Origin of the sequence: Pedobacter anseongensis, assembly GCF_037482965.1 — a bacterium.
Classification (GTDB): Bacteria; Bacteroidota; Bacteroidia; order Sphingobacteriales; family Sphingobacteriaceae; genus Pedobacter; species Pedobacter anseongensis.
The window spans coordinates 298,276-312,247 of the sequence record NZ_JBBHKB010000005.1 but is presented as its reverse complement, the minus strand read 5'-3'; the positions used below and the strand labels follow the sequence as shown (position 1 = coordinate 312,247).

At 36.0% G+C, this 13,972-nt stretch carries 14 protein-coding genes; 6 read left to right on the top strand and 8 right to left on the bottom strand.

Going from position 1 to position 13,972, the window contains the following annotated elements:
- Positions 1–50: 50 nt before the first annotated feature.
- Positions 51–701, bottom strand: a complete 651-nt coding sequence (locus WG904_RS18330; protein WP_339580801.1) for a M15 family metallopeptidase domain-containing protein — start codon at positions 699–701, stop codon at positions 51–53.
- A gap of 113 nt (positions 702–814) precedes the next feature.
- Positions 815–1,483 (bottom strand): response regulator, encoded by a 669-nt coding sequence (locus tag WG904_RS18325; RefSeq protein ID WP_339580800.1) that lies wholly within the window; start codon positions 1,481–1,483, stop codon positions 815–817.
- A gap of 99 nt (positions 1,484–1,582) precedes the next feature.
- Here WG904_RS18325 and WG904_RS18320 point away from each other — a divergent pair, with 99 nt between their 5' ends.
- On the top strand, positions 1,583–1,999 hold the full coding sequence (locus WG904_RS18320; RefSeq protein ID WP_339580799.1) for a hypothetical protein: 417 nt from the start codon (positions 1,583–1,585) through the stop codon (positions 1,997–1,999).
- Positions 2,000–2,623: 624 nt separating this feature from the next.
- Complete coding sequence (locus tag WG904_RS18315; protein ID WP_339580798.1) at positions 2,624–3,409, top strand: sensor histidine kinase; 786 nt, start codon at positions 2,624–2,626, stop codon at positions 3,407–3,409.
- A 10-nt stretch (positions 3,410–3,419) separates the two neighbouring features.
- Here the strand turns inward: WG904_RS18315 and WG904_RS18310 are convergent, their stop codons facing one another.
- Positions 3,420–3,644, bottom strand: coding sequence for a helix-turn-helix domain-containing protein (locus WG904_RS18310; protein WP_339580797.1), 225 nt, complete (start codon positions 3,642–3,644; stop codon positions 3,420–3,422).
- A gap of 109 nt (positions 3,645–3,753) precedes the next feature.
- On the opposite strand from WG904_RS18310, the gene WG904_RS18305 reads away from it, so the two are divergent.
- The 4 genes from WG904_RS18305 (at position 3,754) to WG904_RS18290 (ending at position 5,569) form a co-directional block, all read left to right on the top strand.
- Positions 3,754–4,131 carry a hypothetical protein gene (locus tag WG904_RS18305; protein WP_339580796.1) on the top strand — a complete coding sequence of 126 codons (378 nt, stop codon included), beginning with the start codon at positions 3,754–3,756 and terminating at the stop codon, positions 4,129–4,131.
- 15 nt (positions 4,132–4,146) lie between these two features.
- Complete coding sequence (locus WG904_RS18300; RefSeq protein ID WP_339580795.1) at positions 4,147–4,599, top strand: GNAT family N-acetyltransferase; 453 nt, start codon at positions 4,147–4,149, stop codon at positions 4,597–4,599.
- Between the two features lie 251 nt (positions 4,600–4,850).
- The gene (locus WG904_RS18295) at positions 4,851–5,063 is read left to right on the top strand and encodes a hypothetical protein (protein WP_339580794.1); all 213 of its coding nucleotides are present in this window, start codon (positions 4,851–4,853) and stop codon (positions 5,061–5,063) included.
- Positions 5,064–5,170: 107 nt separating this feature from the next.
- On the top strand, positions 5,171–5,569 hold the full coding sequence (locus tag WG904_RS18290) for a carboxypeptidase-like regulatory domain-containing protein (RefSeq protein WP_339580793.1): 399 nt from the start codon (positions 5,171–5,173) through the stop codon (positions 5,567–5,569).
- Here the strand turns inward: WG904_RS18290 and WG904_RS18285 are convergent.
- The 5 genes from WG904_RS18285 to WG904_RS18265 all read right to left on the bottom strand — a co-directional run bounded on the left by WG904_RS18285 (position 5,511) and on the right by WG904_RS18265 (position 13,780).
- Complete coding sequence (locus WG904_RS18285; RefSeq protein WP_339580792.1) at positions 5,511–6,380, bottom strand: HAD-IIA family hydrolase; 870 nt, start codon at positions 6,378–6,380, stop codon at positions 5,511–5,513. The genes WG904_RS18290 and WG904_RS18285 overlap by 59 nt on opposite strands.
- Positions 6,381–6,385: 5 nt before the next feature.
- Complete coding sequence (locus WG904_RS18280; protein WP_339580791.1) at positions 6,386–7,882, bottom strand: MFS transporter; 1,497 nt, start codon at positions 7,880–7,882, stop codon at positions 6,386–6,388.
- 46 nt (positions 7,883–7,928) lie between these two features.
- On the bottom strand, positions 7,929–9,266 hold the full coding sequence (locus tag WG904_RS18275; protein ID WP_339580790.1) for a sn-glycerol-1-phosphate dehydrogenase: 1,338 nt from the start codon (positions 9,264–9,266) through the stop codon (positions 7,929–7,931).
- Positions 9,267–9,371: 105 nt separating this feature from the next.
- Positions 9,372–12,884, bottom strand: a complete 3,513-nt coding sequence (locus WG904_RS18270) for an ABC transporter permease/M1 family aminopeptidase (RefSeq protein ID WP_339580789.1) — start codon at positions 12,882–12,884, stop codon at positions 9,372–9,374.
- A 5-nt stretch (positions 12,885–12,889) separates the two neighbouring features.
- On the bottom strand, positions 12,890–13,780 hold the full coding sequence (locus tag WG904_RS18265; protein WP_339580788.1) for an ABC transporter ATP-binding protein: 891 nt from the start codon (positions 13,778–13,780) through the stop codon (positions 12,890–12,892).
- Positions 13,781–13,972 lie beyond the last annotated feature (192 nt).

Below are 13,972 nucleotides of genomic sequence, written 5' to 3'. Positions count from 1 at the left end.
ACGCCAATATTTAGCGCCCCTCTCAGGTAGTAGAGCATTAATTTAAAAATCTAATCAAGAATGGCAAGCAAGTTTAAATTTGCTTCTTTTCTTCGTTTCAATTCATTGAGCATTTCTTGCTCGGTCATGCGTAGCGCCCAAGCAGGTCTTAATTCGAACCGCGATTGGTGCGAGAATGTTTTTTGGTCTACCGCCCAGGTTAGGCCAATCGACTCAGCTAATTTTGCAACATTAGCATACAACAACACGTTTCCATTATAAATTAACTCTCCAGAAGTAGTTTGATCAAAAATTCCAATATCGAAAGATAAGCCGAAATTTTGCATGCTTAGTTCAGGCACGTCATTTATATTCGTTCCACTTAATATCATCAAGTTAATCCCTTGCTCTTGTGACAAAAAAATAAGTTCCTTGGCAAAAGGAGTAAGTTCTTTCGTCATCTGAGAAAGCATAATTTCGTTATGTGGATCGAGCAGCGTTTTACTTTTTTGAGTGGCTGTGCGACCATCGCCTATTATTAACTTACATAAAGCTTTCCAAGCTTTAAGTCCTGGTTTATCTTTTTCTTTAAGATTTAGTCTATTCTGTACGTCTTTAATCATTCCCTCTACTGTTGTCTCATTAGACATTGAGGCAAAAAATAAATTGTAAATAGTTAAGGAAATTGGCTGATAGCCTTTAATTTTATTCGAATAGTTCATCTGTGTATAGTTTAGCGTAACTGATTTATTAATTTCTACTGCTAAGTGACAGATTTTATTCAAAAGATTTTAGCGTAGTTATACTGGAAAAAACCAAGTATTTCTACGTGGTTTTATTGGGTAAAGCTAGATAAATCGATAATTTTATGCTTTAGGGCATATACAACTAACCCAGCAGTATTTCTACTTCCAGTTTTTAACAAAAGATTATTTCGGTGCCCCTCGACGGTTCGGTTACTTAAAAACATTTTTTCGGCAATTTCACCGCTACTTAATTGCTTACAGATTAAGATTAAAATTTCAGTTTCTCTTCGAGTTAATTTATTTTCTTGGGCAAGTAAAGCATTTTGAGTTTTCTTCACTAAACCTGTACGCATTAATTCGAGCATTTCAATGGTAAAATGGAAGTCGTTTTTATATACTTCCCGAATAGCAAGCTCGACCTCTTCGGGTTCGGCATTCTTGGCTAAATACCCATTTGCACCAGCTTGAATAGTAGAAAGAACGAAATTTTCGGCTTCATGAATGGTTAAAATAATAACTCGAATAGCGGGGAAATCTTCTTTAAGTATTTTTAAAGTTTCTAATCCGTTAAGCACAGGCATGGAAAGATCCAGCACAATCACATCCGGTTTTACCGACTCGCTAGTGCATAAATCAAGCAGTTCTCTCCCATTTTCGGCCTCGAAGATAATTTCCATCTCATCGAAAGAACTAATGAGAGCGGCCATGCCTCTTCTAAAAAGTTTTTGATCATCGGCTATAGCTACTTTAATGTTCATCAATATTCAAATTAAATGCCTTAAAGTATAAAAAATCATTCGTATCTGCATTAAATGTTGATTTTTTTCTAGATTAGAGAAAAATTAATTATCCATTATATGAACCCAATTAACGTTCCCACCATCCCTGTTGATGAAGCCATCGGCAGAGTTACACGATTTAGAGAAAAAATGATTAAATCGGGTGCAATACCTGAAAGTAACATTCCAAGAGCCGTACTTATTCCTATTGACGATCTACTCGCTATCATTCAAAAATATACCACGGTAGACGACGATGGAAATGTAAGAAGTACATTAACTGGGGTACGCACCTATTTTGCCATTAAGGCTAATGATCAGGATTTACCAGATGAGGTTACAGCTTTAGTGGTTGCGGTAGATAAAGAAGGGAATGACCTAATCAATACAACGGCCGTTGGTTTAGGCGAAGGTGGTGATGGAAGTGATATTTATGATTTCACAAAACCTTGTCCATCAGAATGTGATCCAGAGAGCCCATTATTTGTTCCTTAACTAATATGTTCGTTACTTACATTGTTCCGCTAAGTATATTATTACCTATCTTATTCGCGCTATTCAATTACGATAAATTACAATCGGCATCTCGGCTATTATTTTTTTATTTAATAATTTCTGGCTTGATTAACCTACTAGCAATTATCGTAGTTAATTTTAAGATGAGAAATCTTCCATTATTGCACATTTATACAATAATGGAAGCTGTTTTTATATTGAGTTACTTCCGAGTCGTCTTTACCGACGTACGTATAAAAAAGGTGCTTTCATTTATTATGATCTTATTTCCTATACTTTGCATTCTTAACTTTACGTTTCTGCAAAGTATTTATACGTTTAACACGTATACAAGACCGTTAGAAGCTATCATTATAACTTTTTTCTGTCTGCTTTACCTATACAAAAGTGGCTTTACAGAAAACTGGATCAATAAACCGATTAGTTGGTTTAACATGGGAATTTTGATCTATTTCCCAGTTGCTTGTATCATATTTATTTTATCAAATTATTTAGTTTTTGGACGAATGAATAAGGCAATGAATAGTATGATATGGAATCTTCATGCTGTATTTGTAATGTTCATGTATATACTATGGGCAAAAGGGTTTAACTTATTAAAGAATGGGTGACAACGTATATATCCTGATTTTTTATACTGTATTAGCTGTTTTTGTGCTAATTACCTTTTTTTTAATCCTATATATAAAAGGTCAGAATATAATGTGGCAACAACGTCGAGATTTTCAGGAAAGTGAAATTCTTCAACAAAAGCAATTATTAAGTGCCGTAATCGAATCGCAAGAAATAGAGCGCAAGCGCATTGGAGAAGATTTGCACGATGAAATTGGAGGAACGTTATCTGCCATAAAATTGATGCTAAATGCCAACAAGCAAAGTATAGAAGACCAGGATACGCTGCTATCGGCAAGACAATTAATTGATAAAATGATTAATGATGTACGAAATATTGCGCACGACCTGTCGCCTCCAGGTTTAACGATGTTCGGCCTTTATCATACACTCGAATCATTTATTTCTTTAATCAATAAAACTGGGAAAATAGAGGTACTTATTCATCACGAACCTTATGTAGAAACTCGGTTTTTAACCGAGAAAATAGAATTAGCCCTATTTAGAATAATTACCCAACTCATTGCAAATACCCTTAAACATGCCAATGCTTCTCAAATAAATTTAATATTTAAACCCAACGATAAAAATTTAGTTATCGATTATAACGATAATGGGATTGGGTTCGACCTTTCTATCCTTACCAAACATCATGGAATAGGCGTACAAAACATTAAAAGTAGGCTGCAAATGATTGATGCCACTTACACCTTAGAGTCGAGCCCTGATCGAGGTTTTAAAGTGAACATCGTTTGTCCGATCGAAAAACAAGAATGAAAGCTAGCTTTTAAACATTTTTAAAAAATTCGCTAACTTCTACTTCAAGTGCATTTGCAATTTGAAAAATGATATAGCACGACGAATTTATTTTACCACTCTCTATCCTACTAATACTTTGGTAGTCTTTATTAATTAACGCACTTAATTCTGCTTGAGTAAAACCCTTTTCCTTTCGCAAACGGGCAACCTGTTTACCTAAAGTTTTTTTAAAAAGTTCTACATCATCAGACATGTTGCAAACTCTAAAGATTTTGATAAAAACAACTAAACGTATTTGCTTAGTTTGCCATTTTTTCTTAGGTTTATTTTAATTAAGGGCGTTTAATTCGCAACTATTGGATATGAAAGAGAAATTAAAAATTTTAACTGTAGATAGAAAAAATGATGATGGGTATTGGATTGCTGGCGTATTTAAAAACGATGAAGAAATAGCAAAGTACATTGAACTCTATCTTTTTGATGATGCAGTAACGGAGATTCAGGAATTCGATTTTCCAAATGAGGTTCGCGCCCTAGAAAATGGAGAATACGCTTATCAGGTTGTGATGGTTAATCCACATAAATTTGTAATTGAACACATTTTAGCTCCAGAAAAATTCAATGGTTTCTATATCGATGACAACCCAAAGCAACCTTTACGCATTTACCTGTCGGCTAAAAATGCAGCGGAGGTAGAACAAAAGTGTTTAAAAATAATGGCAGAACGTGTGGTGTTTTAATTTTATATTTAGGGGATGATTTCCCTAATACGAACCACCTCTGAACATCCAGATTTTGTTGAACTGGTAAAACTTTTAGATGCTTATCTTGCTATAATCGATGGCGCCGAGCATTCCTTCTATGCACAATTTAATAAAATCGACATGCTTAAAAATGTGGTAGTTGCTTTTGAAAATGGCGAAGCTGTTGGATGTGGTGCGTTTAAACCTTTTGAAAGTGATAAAGTGGAAATGAAAAGGATGTTTGTTAAAGAAAAAATGAGAGGAAAAAAAATTGCATACCAGGTGTTAAATGAACTTGAACAATGGGCTGCTGCTTTAGGCTTTCATCATTACGTTTTAGAAACCGGAATTAGGCAATCGGCAGCTATTTCTCTTTATCATAAAGCAGGCTATCAAATTATTCCTAATTACGGTCAATATATTGGCGTAGAGAATAGTGTTTGCTTTGGAAAGAAATTAATTTGAAAAATTAGCGAATCGCACGACTAAAGATTTCGGTTTTCAAATTTACATTCATTAATGATAAATAATAAAGGGTTAAATATTCCCCAAATTTCCCCGATTTAATTGGGGAATAATTAAATTCCCCAATTACCCATTTTTTTTAACCTATGCTTAAATACATTTAAAACACCTCTAGGGGCACATTTATTTCTAAAAAAGAAAAAAATGAAAATGGCACTACTGTTGTCTTTGGTATTGTAAATACTAACAACATGAAATTTTTAAAACCTGCACTTATCATCCTTACGCTAGTAGCCATAACGTTTACAGTAAGCGCTAGTAAAATTTCCTTTAACAAAGAAGTTAAGCTTTCGGTTAAAGCTGACAAGCAAAATACATCAAAATCTTTGCCGGTAAATGGCGACCTTTTATTTGCTTTTACTGCAATTGCATCACTAGGTGGTTATATGGCTTTCAAGAAATAATTTTATATCTGTTAAACTTTGTTAAACAAGTAGTTAAACTTTGTTAAACGCTGCTTAAACATTTTTTTACGCTGTAGCTTTAGGTGTATTTTAATCCTCAGCTTATTATGTTTTTGTTAATTAGGTGCCTTATCATTGCTGCCCTTCTCAAGTTCAGCTATTCATTAACCAGAAATCCCGAAGGAAAAGTAAGTGGAAGAGTTTTGGTCTTACACGAGAAGCCACTAAAAAATATCTTAGTCACACTGGCATCCGATTCGTTGGTGGTTAGAATGTCTCGTACCAATGAAAACGGATATTTTACCTTCAATAAGTTACCAAAAGGGAACTATCGAATTATCATTGTAATTACTGGATATGAAAAGTATACTACAGATTTTTTTAGTTTAACCGCAGCAAAACCCATTAGAGCTATTGGAGACATAGAGCTTCGAACTTCAAAACAAACTATTCCCTTTTTGCTGCTAAAAGTAATGCCCCAAACTTGGCAACACTCTCTGCTATAATATCGGCCTTAACTTCAGCATTAATCGTATCATCAAGTGTGGCTTCGCCTGAAAGCACCAAAACACCTAAGGCATTCGCATTAACTGCCATCTTTACGTCGGTATATAAACGGTCGCCCACCATCGCAATTTCACTGGGCTTTAGATTATAGCGATGTAAAATTCCATCCAACATTCTTGCATCTGGCTTTCCAATTACTACATCAGGTAATCGTTTAGTAGCGCCTTCTAAACAGGCACAAATTGCACCACAATCGACTAAAATTACTGGCTGATCTGTTGGACATACCCAATCTGGATTGGTAGCGATATAAATTAATTGCCGACTGATCCACCATGCTGCTCTACACAATCTCGAATACACCAAAGAAGTATCGAAGCCAATAATTACCGCATCTGGAATATCGGTCGCATCGTCGGCAGTAGACACAAAGCCATTTGCCTCAAATTCGGCAATCATACTTGGCGTTCCTAAGATAAACAAGCGTTTAACGTGAGGATACGTGCTCTTTAAATAATCGATCGTTGCCAATGCAGACGTATACATTTCTTCGGCATCGGCGGGTATTCCCATTTTAGCTAAATGTTCTAAATAATCTTGCCTGCTTTTAGAGGGATTATTGGTTAAAAATGAATAGCCAATCCCAGCATTTCTCAAGCTTTCTAAAAAGGAAATGGTGTATGGAAATAAAGTACTCCCGTTATAAATGGTTCCATCCATATCCAATGCCACATGCTTTATTCCTTTTAAGCGTATTTTTAATTCTGGAGATATAGAATTGTGAATTCCTTCGAACATTGTTGTTTTCATTATAATTAATTTTCTAGCTCTTCATAACCATGAGCTTTAGCTTTCCACATTAAAGCAAAAATCAGCACGCCAATTATTGCCATCCCGATCATCATCATAAACACATAATCCCAAGCTTTTCCCGGGTTGATTTTGTTAATAGAATCAACCATATAACCAACGCCAACTCCCGAAACCAAACCACTAGCATAGCCAAACATTCCTGTTAAACCATTTGCTGTTGCAGCCGCCCTGTTTGTTGCTTGATTTGCTGCTGCAATACCTATAAGTGCCTGGGGGCCATAAATAAAAAATCCAGACATTGCTAATACAAATATCATTACCCATGGTGGGCTGCTTTCGGGCATGTATAAAAAAATCGTCATAAATATAGCTACTCCAACCATGCAATATAATGATGTACGATGAGCTTTCCCAGCAAAATATTTGTCGGTTACCCAACCTGCTGCAAGCATGCCAAGAATACCAAAAATTTCAAAAACAGCTACCGTCCACCCTGCATTAGCCAACGACATTCCGCGCGCTTCTTTTAAAAACGTTGGTCCCCAATCCAATACTGCAAATCGAACTACGTACACAAAGAAATTGGCAACTCCCAAAATCCAAATCCATTTATTTCGGTAAACTGCTTTGCGAACAAATGCTTTAAACTCGGCAGTTGCCTCTTTTCCTTTTTTATTATAAGTTTTATGTAATTCTGGCAATCCTACCGACGAAGGTGTGTCGCGCAGCGTAATGAATAATCCGATAGCACCTACTAACGCAATACAGGCTGGTATCCAAAAACACCATTTCCATGCACCATAATGAGAAGCCGATTCGATCACACTTTTCATTTTATCAGCATCACTTACATCAATCTTTAAATTGGCAGCAATCATGTTTACCACTTCTGGATTGGCACTCATATTTGTTCCTAATGAGCCCATAATATAACCTGCTAAAATAGCTACTAAAGCCGCACCAATAGAGTGTGAAGTATTCCAAACCGACATTTTTGTTGCCAATTCGTTCTGCGGTATCCAATGGGTTAATAAACGAGCTACTGGTGGGAATCCACTTCCCTGTATTAGATTATTGAGAATTAGAATAATACCAAAAATTAAAACCATTGTATTGGTGAACATTATACCGCTAGTTTGCCCAGTAAACAAGGTACTCAAATCAGTACCCCAACCAAAGGCAAAATTGGCCACAGCGCATAAAAACAAGCCTATGGCCATATGATAGCGTGCATTTATCCTATCGGCAAGTATTCCGTTCAAAAATCGAGATATTCCATAAACAATTGTTACAAGAGTCATGATAATACCAAAACTTGTTTTGGTAATTCCGTATTCTGCCGTTAAGCCTGGAATGGCAAAAGAGAAATTTTTACGGACAAAATAAAATAGTGCATAACCAATCATAGTAATGATGATGGTTCGAAACTGCCAATATTTAAATTTTTTACTTGCTGAAGCATCCATAGATGCATACCCTTGATTAGTGCTAGTGCTCATATTTGGTTCGGTTTTTGGATGGTTTGTGGTTTAGTTCTTTGGTTTATTAGTGGATTTCCCAGATGCCTCCTTTTCCGAACAAGGTATCGAGCCATTGATTTAAATAACCGGTTCGTATGGCTACATCTAGTATCGTAAAACGTCTGCGAATAAATTGGGCACGGATAAACGTTTCTCGAAGTTTTTCCCTCGAGATTCCAATTTGCTCAGGTGTGGTTGGGGCGCCAACCAAGTCTAATCTACGTTTAGCTTCTACGAATGGAACTATTTGCTTAGCGAGTTCGTGCTTTAATCCTGTCCAATTGGTTTTTAATAGCGTTAATTGTTGAGTCAATTGTTCTCGATTGCTGTATTTTGCTTTGGTTTCTAGCCAACCAATAGTTGGAAAATCGGTTCCTTCGAAGATTTTTAAGGCTTGGTCTTCCGATTCAGTTGCCAATGGCCAGTTCGCACAGGCAAATGAAACGTCTAATTCATCAATGGGTGTTGCTAAAAACTGTTCGTAAAGTGCGGTAATAGCCAATGTTCCAATGCTAACCTGAAAACCATGAGACACGTGTTCGCCATTGTTTAAATGGTTCTCCATATTCCATAAATGACTAAATTGATGCTCGGCTCCAGAAGCTGGCCGACTCGATTTAGACCATTGCATGGCAAATCCGCCAAGCATTAAACCTTCTACCAACTTCGTTATCGCTTCAGCATTACCTTTACGAACACTGGCAGGATCTGAAAGTGCATCGTGAAGGCCATCTTGAACAATAGACCAGGCTTTAAAATCGATAGCTTCAACATGTAAGCTATCCGCTAAAATCCAGTCGGCACCAGCGGTAATTTTTGCGAATAAATCGGCGTAGCCTGAAGCTGTCATTTCAACAGGTGCTTGAGCTATAATTTCGATATCAGCTAAGCAAGCTTGTGGAGCTGGGCAATTAAAGGTTTGCTTTGCACCATTTGCAGTAATGGATGCTCCAAAAGCAGTGTAACCGTCCATCGAGGCTGCAGTTGCCACACACAAGTATTGTCTATTGGTTAAATGAGCAGCTAATTTAGTTAAATCGTTAATGGTACCCGATCCTACAGCAATAGGGATCGCATTATTTGTATTTAAAAATGCAATAAGTTCATCTACAAAAGAATATTCTGCATAAAGGTGTTCAGCTGAAAATATAAAAGGGCTTACCTGTTTAATTCTAGCTTCCTCAAGAATTTGATGTACTTTTTCGCCTGCAATTTTATATGTAATGCGATCTGCAATGATTACCGCTTGTTGGTTTGGAAATTGTTCTGTAAATAAATCAGCTACTTGCCCTATCATACCCCAACCAATGCGAAGTGCTTTGGTTTCGCTTGCGGCGGCTAATGCATCATTAAGATTTGACATTTTAAAGTGTTTCGTATGGTATCGTTATGCAAAGCATCACCCTATCAAAGAAATAAAATAAAAACAAATAAAACAAATCGAAAGTACTATTAACTACAAAATAGCTTATTTAAGTTGTTGCATATTATCTTCTAAATTTGCATCCAAGAGGTAAGCATAGGGGTCTATTGCCACTACTTTTGGCTTTTTATCAGTAAAAATGGTTAATTTGGTAGCTAAACTGCTGATGCGATGTTTTTTCAAATAGCTAGGTTTTGTGTGTAGATTCCATTCTGGTTTTGTCGTATGGAAAAATGCAATATCAACATCCATATCTGGTGTTTGGGGTTGATTAAAACCTTGCTTATTTGCGACAACTTTTACAGCGATGTCTACCTTGAATTTTCCATTTTTCAACACTTTACATCCCAGTACATTTATACTCATATCGTAATTAACCACCTGATTAAAGCTATTTTCGGCAAATTTTTTCTGATCGAGCGGAAGTGATTTCGCTAAAAGTTGAATAAAGTTTGCTGTAGTAGCCTTTTGATTTGGATTTTCGTGCTCAACAATTAATTTTCTTAACATAGCATTTAATGCTTTTTCTCCAATGGCTTCTTTAATAGCATACATAATTAAGCCGCCCTTTTGATAATATACATAGGCTTGGTCGATTGCTTTTGTTAGCGGCTGTTCTACTTCGTTTGCGTAACGATTAGAAAAATAAAGCTGATTATCCAATCGCAAATAATTGCTTAAATACATTTTACCAAAGTGCTTTTCGATTAAAATCGCCTCTGTATATTTGGCCAATGTTTCAGTAAGCATGGCTCTTCCAGGAGCGTAAGCCGGATCGAGTTTATTTGCCCACCATTGATGTGCAACTTCATGTGCGGTAATGGCATAGGCTTGATTTATTTTATTTGACTTACTATAGTTACTTAAAAAATTTAATCGTTCTGCACTAAATATTACGCCGGGATAGGCAGTTGCCGCACCACGATATTGCGGAATTTCGGCTAACGTAAACTGCTTTAACGTGTATGCACCAAAATTTTGATCCCCATAAGCTATGGTTTCTTTGATGGCTTTCATCATGGTTGTTAAGTTGTACTCCTGTCCTTTTTTATAATAAATACGCAAATCTATGCCCTTATACCTTTCCTTCTTTATTTCATAATGTGCCGAACTTAGGGCGAACATAAAATTGATGGGTTGAGTAGTTTTATAGGTAAAATAATGTCTGTTATTTGCTATCCATGATTTTTGAAGTGTGCCTACAGTAACTACTTGCTGATCTAATGCCGTAGAAATGGTGTTTTCAAAATCGATTAAGTGATAGCGGTAATCAACAGCGTTTCCTGGAGCCTTTTGAGGAAGATGTGATTTTTGTCTACTCTTTTTATCATCTATAGCAAGACTGGGATTATAACCAAAATTAGGAACGAATTTTTCCAACTCGATGTATGTTCCATTCGAAACTATCGAATTCTCCGTATCAAAAGGTACAAAACCACCACGTATTACTTTTAAAGAAAAGTTCATTGTAGTTTCGGCATTTGGCAATAACGGCTTCTTTAAATTGATAAATTGTTGGTTAAATTCGTCGTCTCTCTCTTGGTTTTCTCCGTTGGGGATAGAAATATCGAAAGTATTAACAGATGGATCTAAACCTATCCAAATTTTTGTAATGGGCTTGTTGGTCTCATTTTTTAGGCGATAAATTCCATTTACCGTATAGATTCCTTGTTCGGTTAAAAGATCTACTTTGATAGAAACTGATTTAATTATAGGTTGAGGAAGATAAACAAATGGACCGTATTTCTTCTCGTAGTTTATTTGCCAAGCTAACCTTTCTTGTTTAGTGCTATACTTTCCAATGCTATTCGTTTGGTGATAAATGTAAACTCCACTGCCTACCCAAACCAAAACAGCTGGCAGGAAGATAAATTTTAAATTGATTAAAACGTTTGGAATTGATTTTACACGACTTAAAAACGTTTGTGGAGTGGCATTTTGCCACATGCCAATGGTTAATATTCCAATAGCTGAAGCAAAACCTAGCCAATACAACATATACCAATTAAATGCTTCTGCATAATGTCCGAAACCATTAAAATAAGAAAATTGAAGATCGGGCACGGCTGCAAATCGAAGTAAGAAATGGGATATCCCTAACTGTGACGAAAAAATTGAGAAGAAAACTATCACCATGCTTAATAGCATGCCTAAATATTTATTGGAAGTTAAGCTTTGGATACCTATAATAAGTATAACAAATAACAATAAGGGGAAAGCACTATAATAAAAGAGCGAAAGATAGGTTAACACTTCGAATTTAAAGTAACCATTAGCTACTTGAACTCCTATTCCTATACCAATAGTTAAGGTTACTAGGGTTAGTACCAAAACGCCAAGTGTTAAGCACTTCGCCAACCACATTCCTCCATTTCTAACGGGTGTACTGTAAATTAAGCCATCTATGTTTGCCGTTTTTTCTCGAGACACCAATTCTGCGGCGTAAAAAATCAGCAACAATAAAGCAAAATTTATCGACCTCATTTCCTCCACAATCATTCCAGTGGTTGGATAAGCATGAATACCATAAGCGCCATTAAAGAGTGTATCTTTTAACTCAACACTAAACACAAATACCCAGAGGATAAGCATCACCATAAAAGGAATGTGTTTAAAGAGCGAAATAAGCTCAAGCTTAAACTGTGAAGCAAATGTGCTATAATTATACTTTATGCCCTGTGGGTCAACTTTAAAATGTTTAAATGGAACAATAAGTTGCTTAATTTCTTCTTTAACTCTTTGTTTTGATTGTTTAGCTATTGATAATCTAAAATTAAAAAATGTATAACTTAAGAAAGTGATGACGACACTAAAACCTAGCCAAGTTAATCGATTAGCCAAGAACACTCCTTTAATTGGAAAAAGTTGATAATTTTTATTCGCATTGGTCCACTTTTTCGTTTCACTAAAAAAGGAAGTCATCCCGAAAGGGTCGGCCAAAAAAGGTAAAATACTTGGATCATTAACTCTTAAATTAGAAGTAGCAAATAATGGAGAATCACCCAAAATAGATGCTACCATGTAAATAATGTACAATAGCACACCAGTTGCATAAATTGCTCGCACATTTTTAGTTAATAATGCGGCACAAAAAATGCAGCTTACCGATAAAAGAACATTTGGTAGGCCGAAAAAAAAGAGCGGGTGCAGGTAATATCCCATATTAAATTCACCTAATTGCGCAGTTTCTACAAAGGCTGTCCCAATATAGAGGCCTAGGGCAGCGAAAGCGAGGTGTAAAAATACCGCAATTAATAAACCTAAAAACCTTGAAGTGACATAAGTGAACCGATTTACTGCAGTCGTAAAAATAACCGAGTCTATCTTATGCTGATAATCTCTCAAAACCACATTGGCGCAGAACAGCATACTCGAAAAGATGGAAAATAACGAAAGTAGAGAAATTAGGTAAGCACTTACATATGAAGAGTTCTTGTAAACATCTCCATCGCCAAAATTTCCTTTTGCAATGGCAAATGTACCCAGTACTAAAAATAAAAGACAGGCAAGTTGAAAAGAGGTTTGCTTAAAATGATAGTTAAGCTCAAATTTAAGCATAGAAATTAGCATGACTTAACCCCTTTCACATCAAATAGGGCCGCAAAATATACTTCCTCTAAACCCGGATAAAATTGCTCGAAACCTGTTGTCGGACAATAATCTGCTAATACAAAAACATGAATTTTGCCAGCCACTATCCGTGTAGAAATTACATTAAATATCGACAAATATTCATTTACAGTCTGCTTATCAATTACTTTTCTCCAAATTTTACCATTTAGTTTATCGGTTAAATCGGCGGGTTTTCCTTGTAGTACAATCCGCCCATTTGCTAAAACAGCCATATTTGGGCACAAATCGTGTACATCCTCTACAATATGTGTGGAGAGCATAACTACTCTTTGTTCGCCAATTTCGTTTAGCAAATCATGAAACCGATTACGTTCTAAGGGATCTAACCCAGCAGTAGGCTCATCTACAATAATAAATTGAGGGTTGCCCAATAAGGCCTGCGCAATGCCAAAGCGTTGACGCATCCCTCCCGAAAAATTGCTAACGGCCCTATTTCTTACTTCGAACAAATTAGTTTGTTGTAGTAGCGATAAAACTTGCTCTTTTCGATTGCTTTTATTTGTTAAACCCTTTAAAATAGCGAGGTGGTTAAGCAAATCTATAGCCGATATTTTAGGATAAACACCAAAATCTTGCGGCAAATACCCCAACTGCTTACGCATTTTTTGAGGCTCTTTGAGCATATCGATACCATCAAAAACGAAGGTACCCCTATCTGGAAGCTGTAAAGTGGCCAAAGTTCGCATCAGCGATGATTTACCTGCTCCATTTGGCCCCAATAAGCCAAACATACCGTTAGAAATAGTTAATGAAATGTTGTCTAAAGCCTTAGCGCCATTGGTGTATGTTTTACTGAGATTTAGTAATTGAAGTCTGCTCATTTGAAATACTATTAATACGATAACAAAGAAACAGATGCAGCTACAGACTAATAAATAATAATGACGAACGCTATTACATTAGTGACAAAAGGCAGATTAAGGTGAGATATTTCCCTGTTCGCCAATATTTTGATTAAAAATCCTTTTGTCATTAAAATCACTACTTTCGTCATTTAGATTTCTCAAATTCAT

Excerpts from the sequence above, each read along its gene's own strand:
- WG904_RS18290 (WP_339580793.1), top strand. The coding sequence starts at position 5,171 with ATGTTTTTGTTAATTAGGTGCCTTATCATTGCTGCCCTTCTCAAGTTC.
- WG904_RS18325 (WP_339580800.1), bottom strand. The coding sequence starts at position 1,483 with ATGAACATTAAAGTAGCTATAGCCGATGATCAAAAACTTTTTAGAAGA.
- WG904_RS18320 (WP_339580799.1), top strand. The coding sequence starts at position 1,583 with ATGAACCCAATTAACGTTCCCACCATCCCTGTTGATGAAGCCATCGGC.
- WG904_RS18315 (WP_339580798.1), top strand. The coding sequence starts at position 2,624 with ATGGGTGACAACGTATATATCCTGATTTTTTATACTGTATTAGCTGTT.
- WG904_RS18275 (WP_339580790.1), bottom strand. The coding sequence starts at position 9,266 with ATGTCAAATCTTAATGATGCATTAGCCGCCGCAAGCGAAACCAAAGCA.
- WG904_RS18270 (WP_339580789.1), bottom strand. The coding sequence starts at position 12,884 with ATGCTTAAATTTGAGCTTAACTATCATTTTAAGCAAACCTCTTTTCAA.
- WG904_RS18265 (WP_339580788.1), bottom strand. The coding sequence starts at position 13,780 with ATGAGCAGACTTCAATTACTAAATCTCAGTAAAACATACACCAATGGC.
- WG904_RS18330 (WP_339580801.1), bottom strand. The coding sequence starts at position 701 with ATGAACTATTCGAATAAAATTAAAGGCTATCAGCCAATTTCCTTAACT.
- WG904_RS18305 (WP_339580796.1), top strand. The coding sequence starts at position 3,754 with ATGAAAGAGAAATTAAAAATTTTAACTGTAGATAGAAAAAATGATGAT.
- WG904_RS18310 (WP_339580797.1), bottom strand. The coding sequence starts at position 3,644 with ATGTCTGATGATGTAGAACTTTTTAAAAAAACTTTAGGTAAACAGGTT.
- WG904_RS18295 (WP_339580794.1), top strand. The coding sequence starts at position 4,851 with ATGAAATTTTTAAAACCTGCACTTATCATCCTTACGCTAGTAGCCATA.
- WG904_RS18280 (WP_339580791.1), bottom strand. The coding sequence starts at position 7,882 with ATGAGCACTAGCACTAATCAAGGGTATGCATCTATGGATGCTTCAGCA.
- WG904_RS18285 (WP_339580792.1), bottom strand. The coding sequence starts at position 6,380 with ATGAAAACAACAATGTTCGAAGGAATTCACAATTCTATATCTCCAGAA.
- WG904_RS18300 (WP_339580795.1), top strand. The coding sequence starts at position 4,147 with ATGATTTCCCTAATACGAACCACCTCTGAACATCCAGATTTTGTTGAA.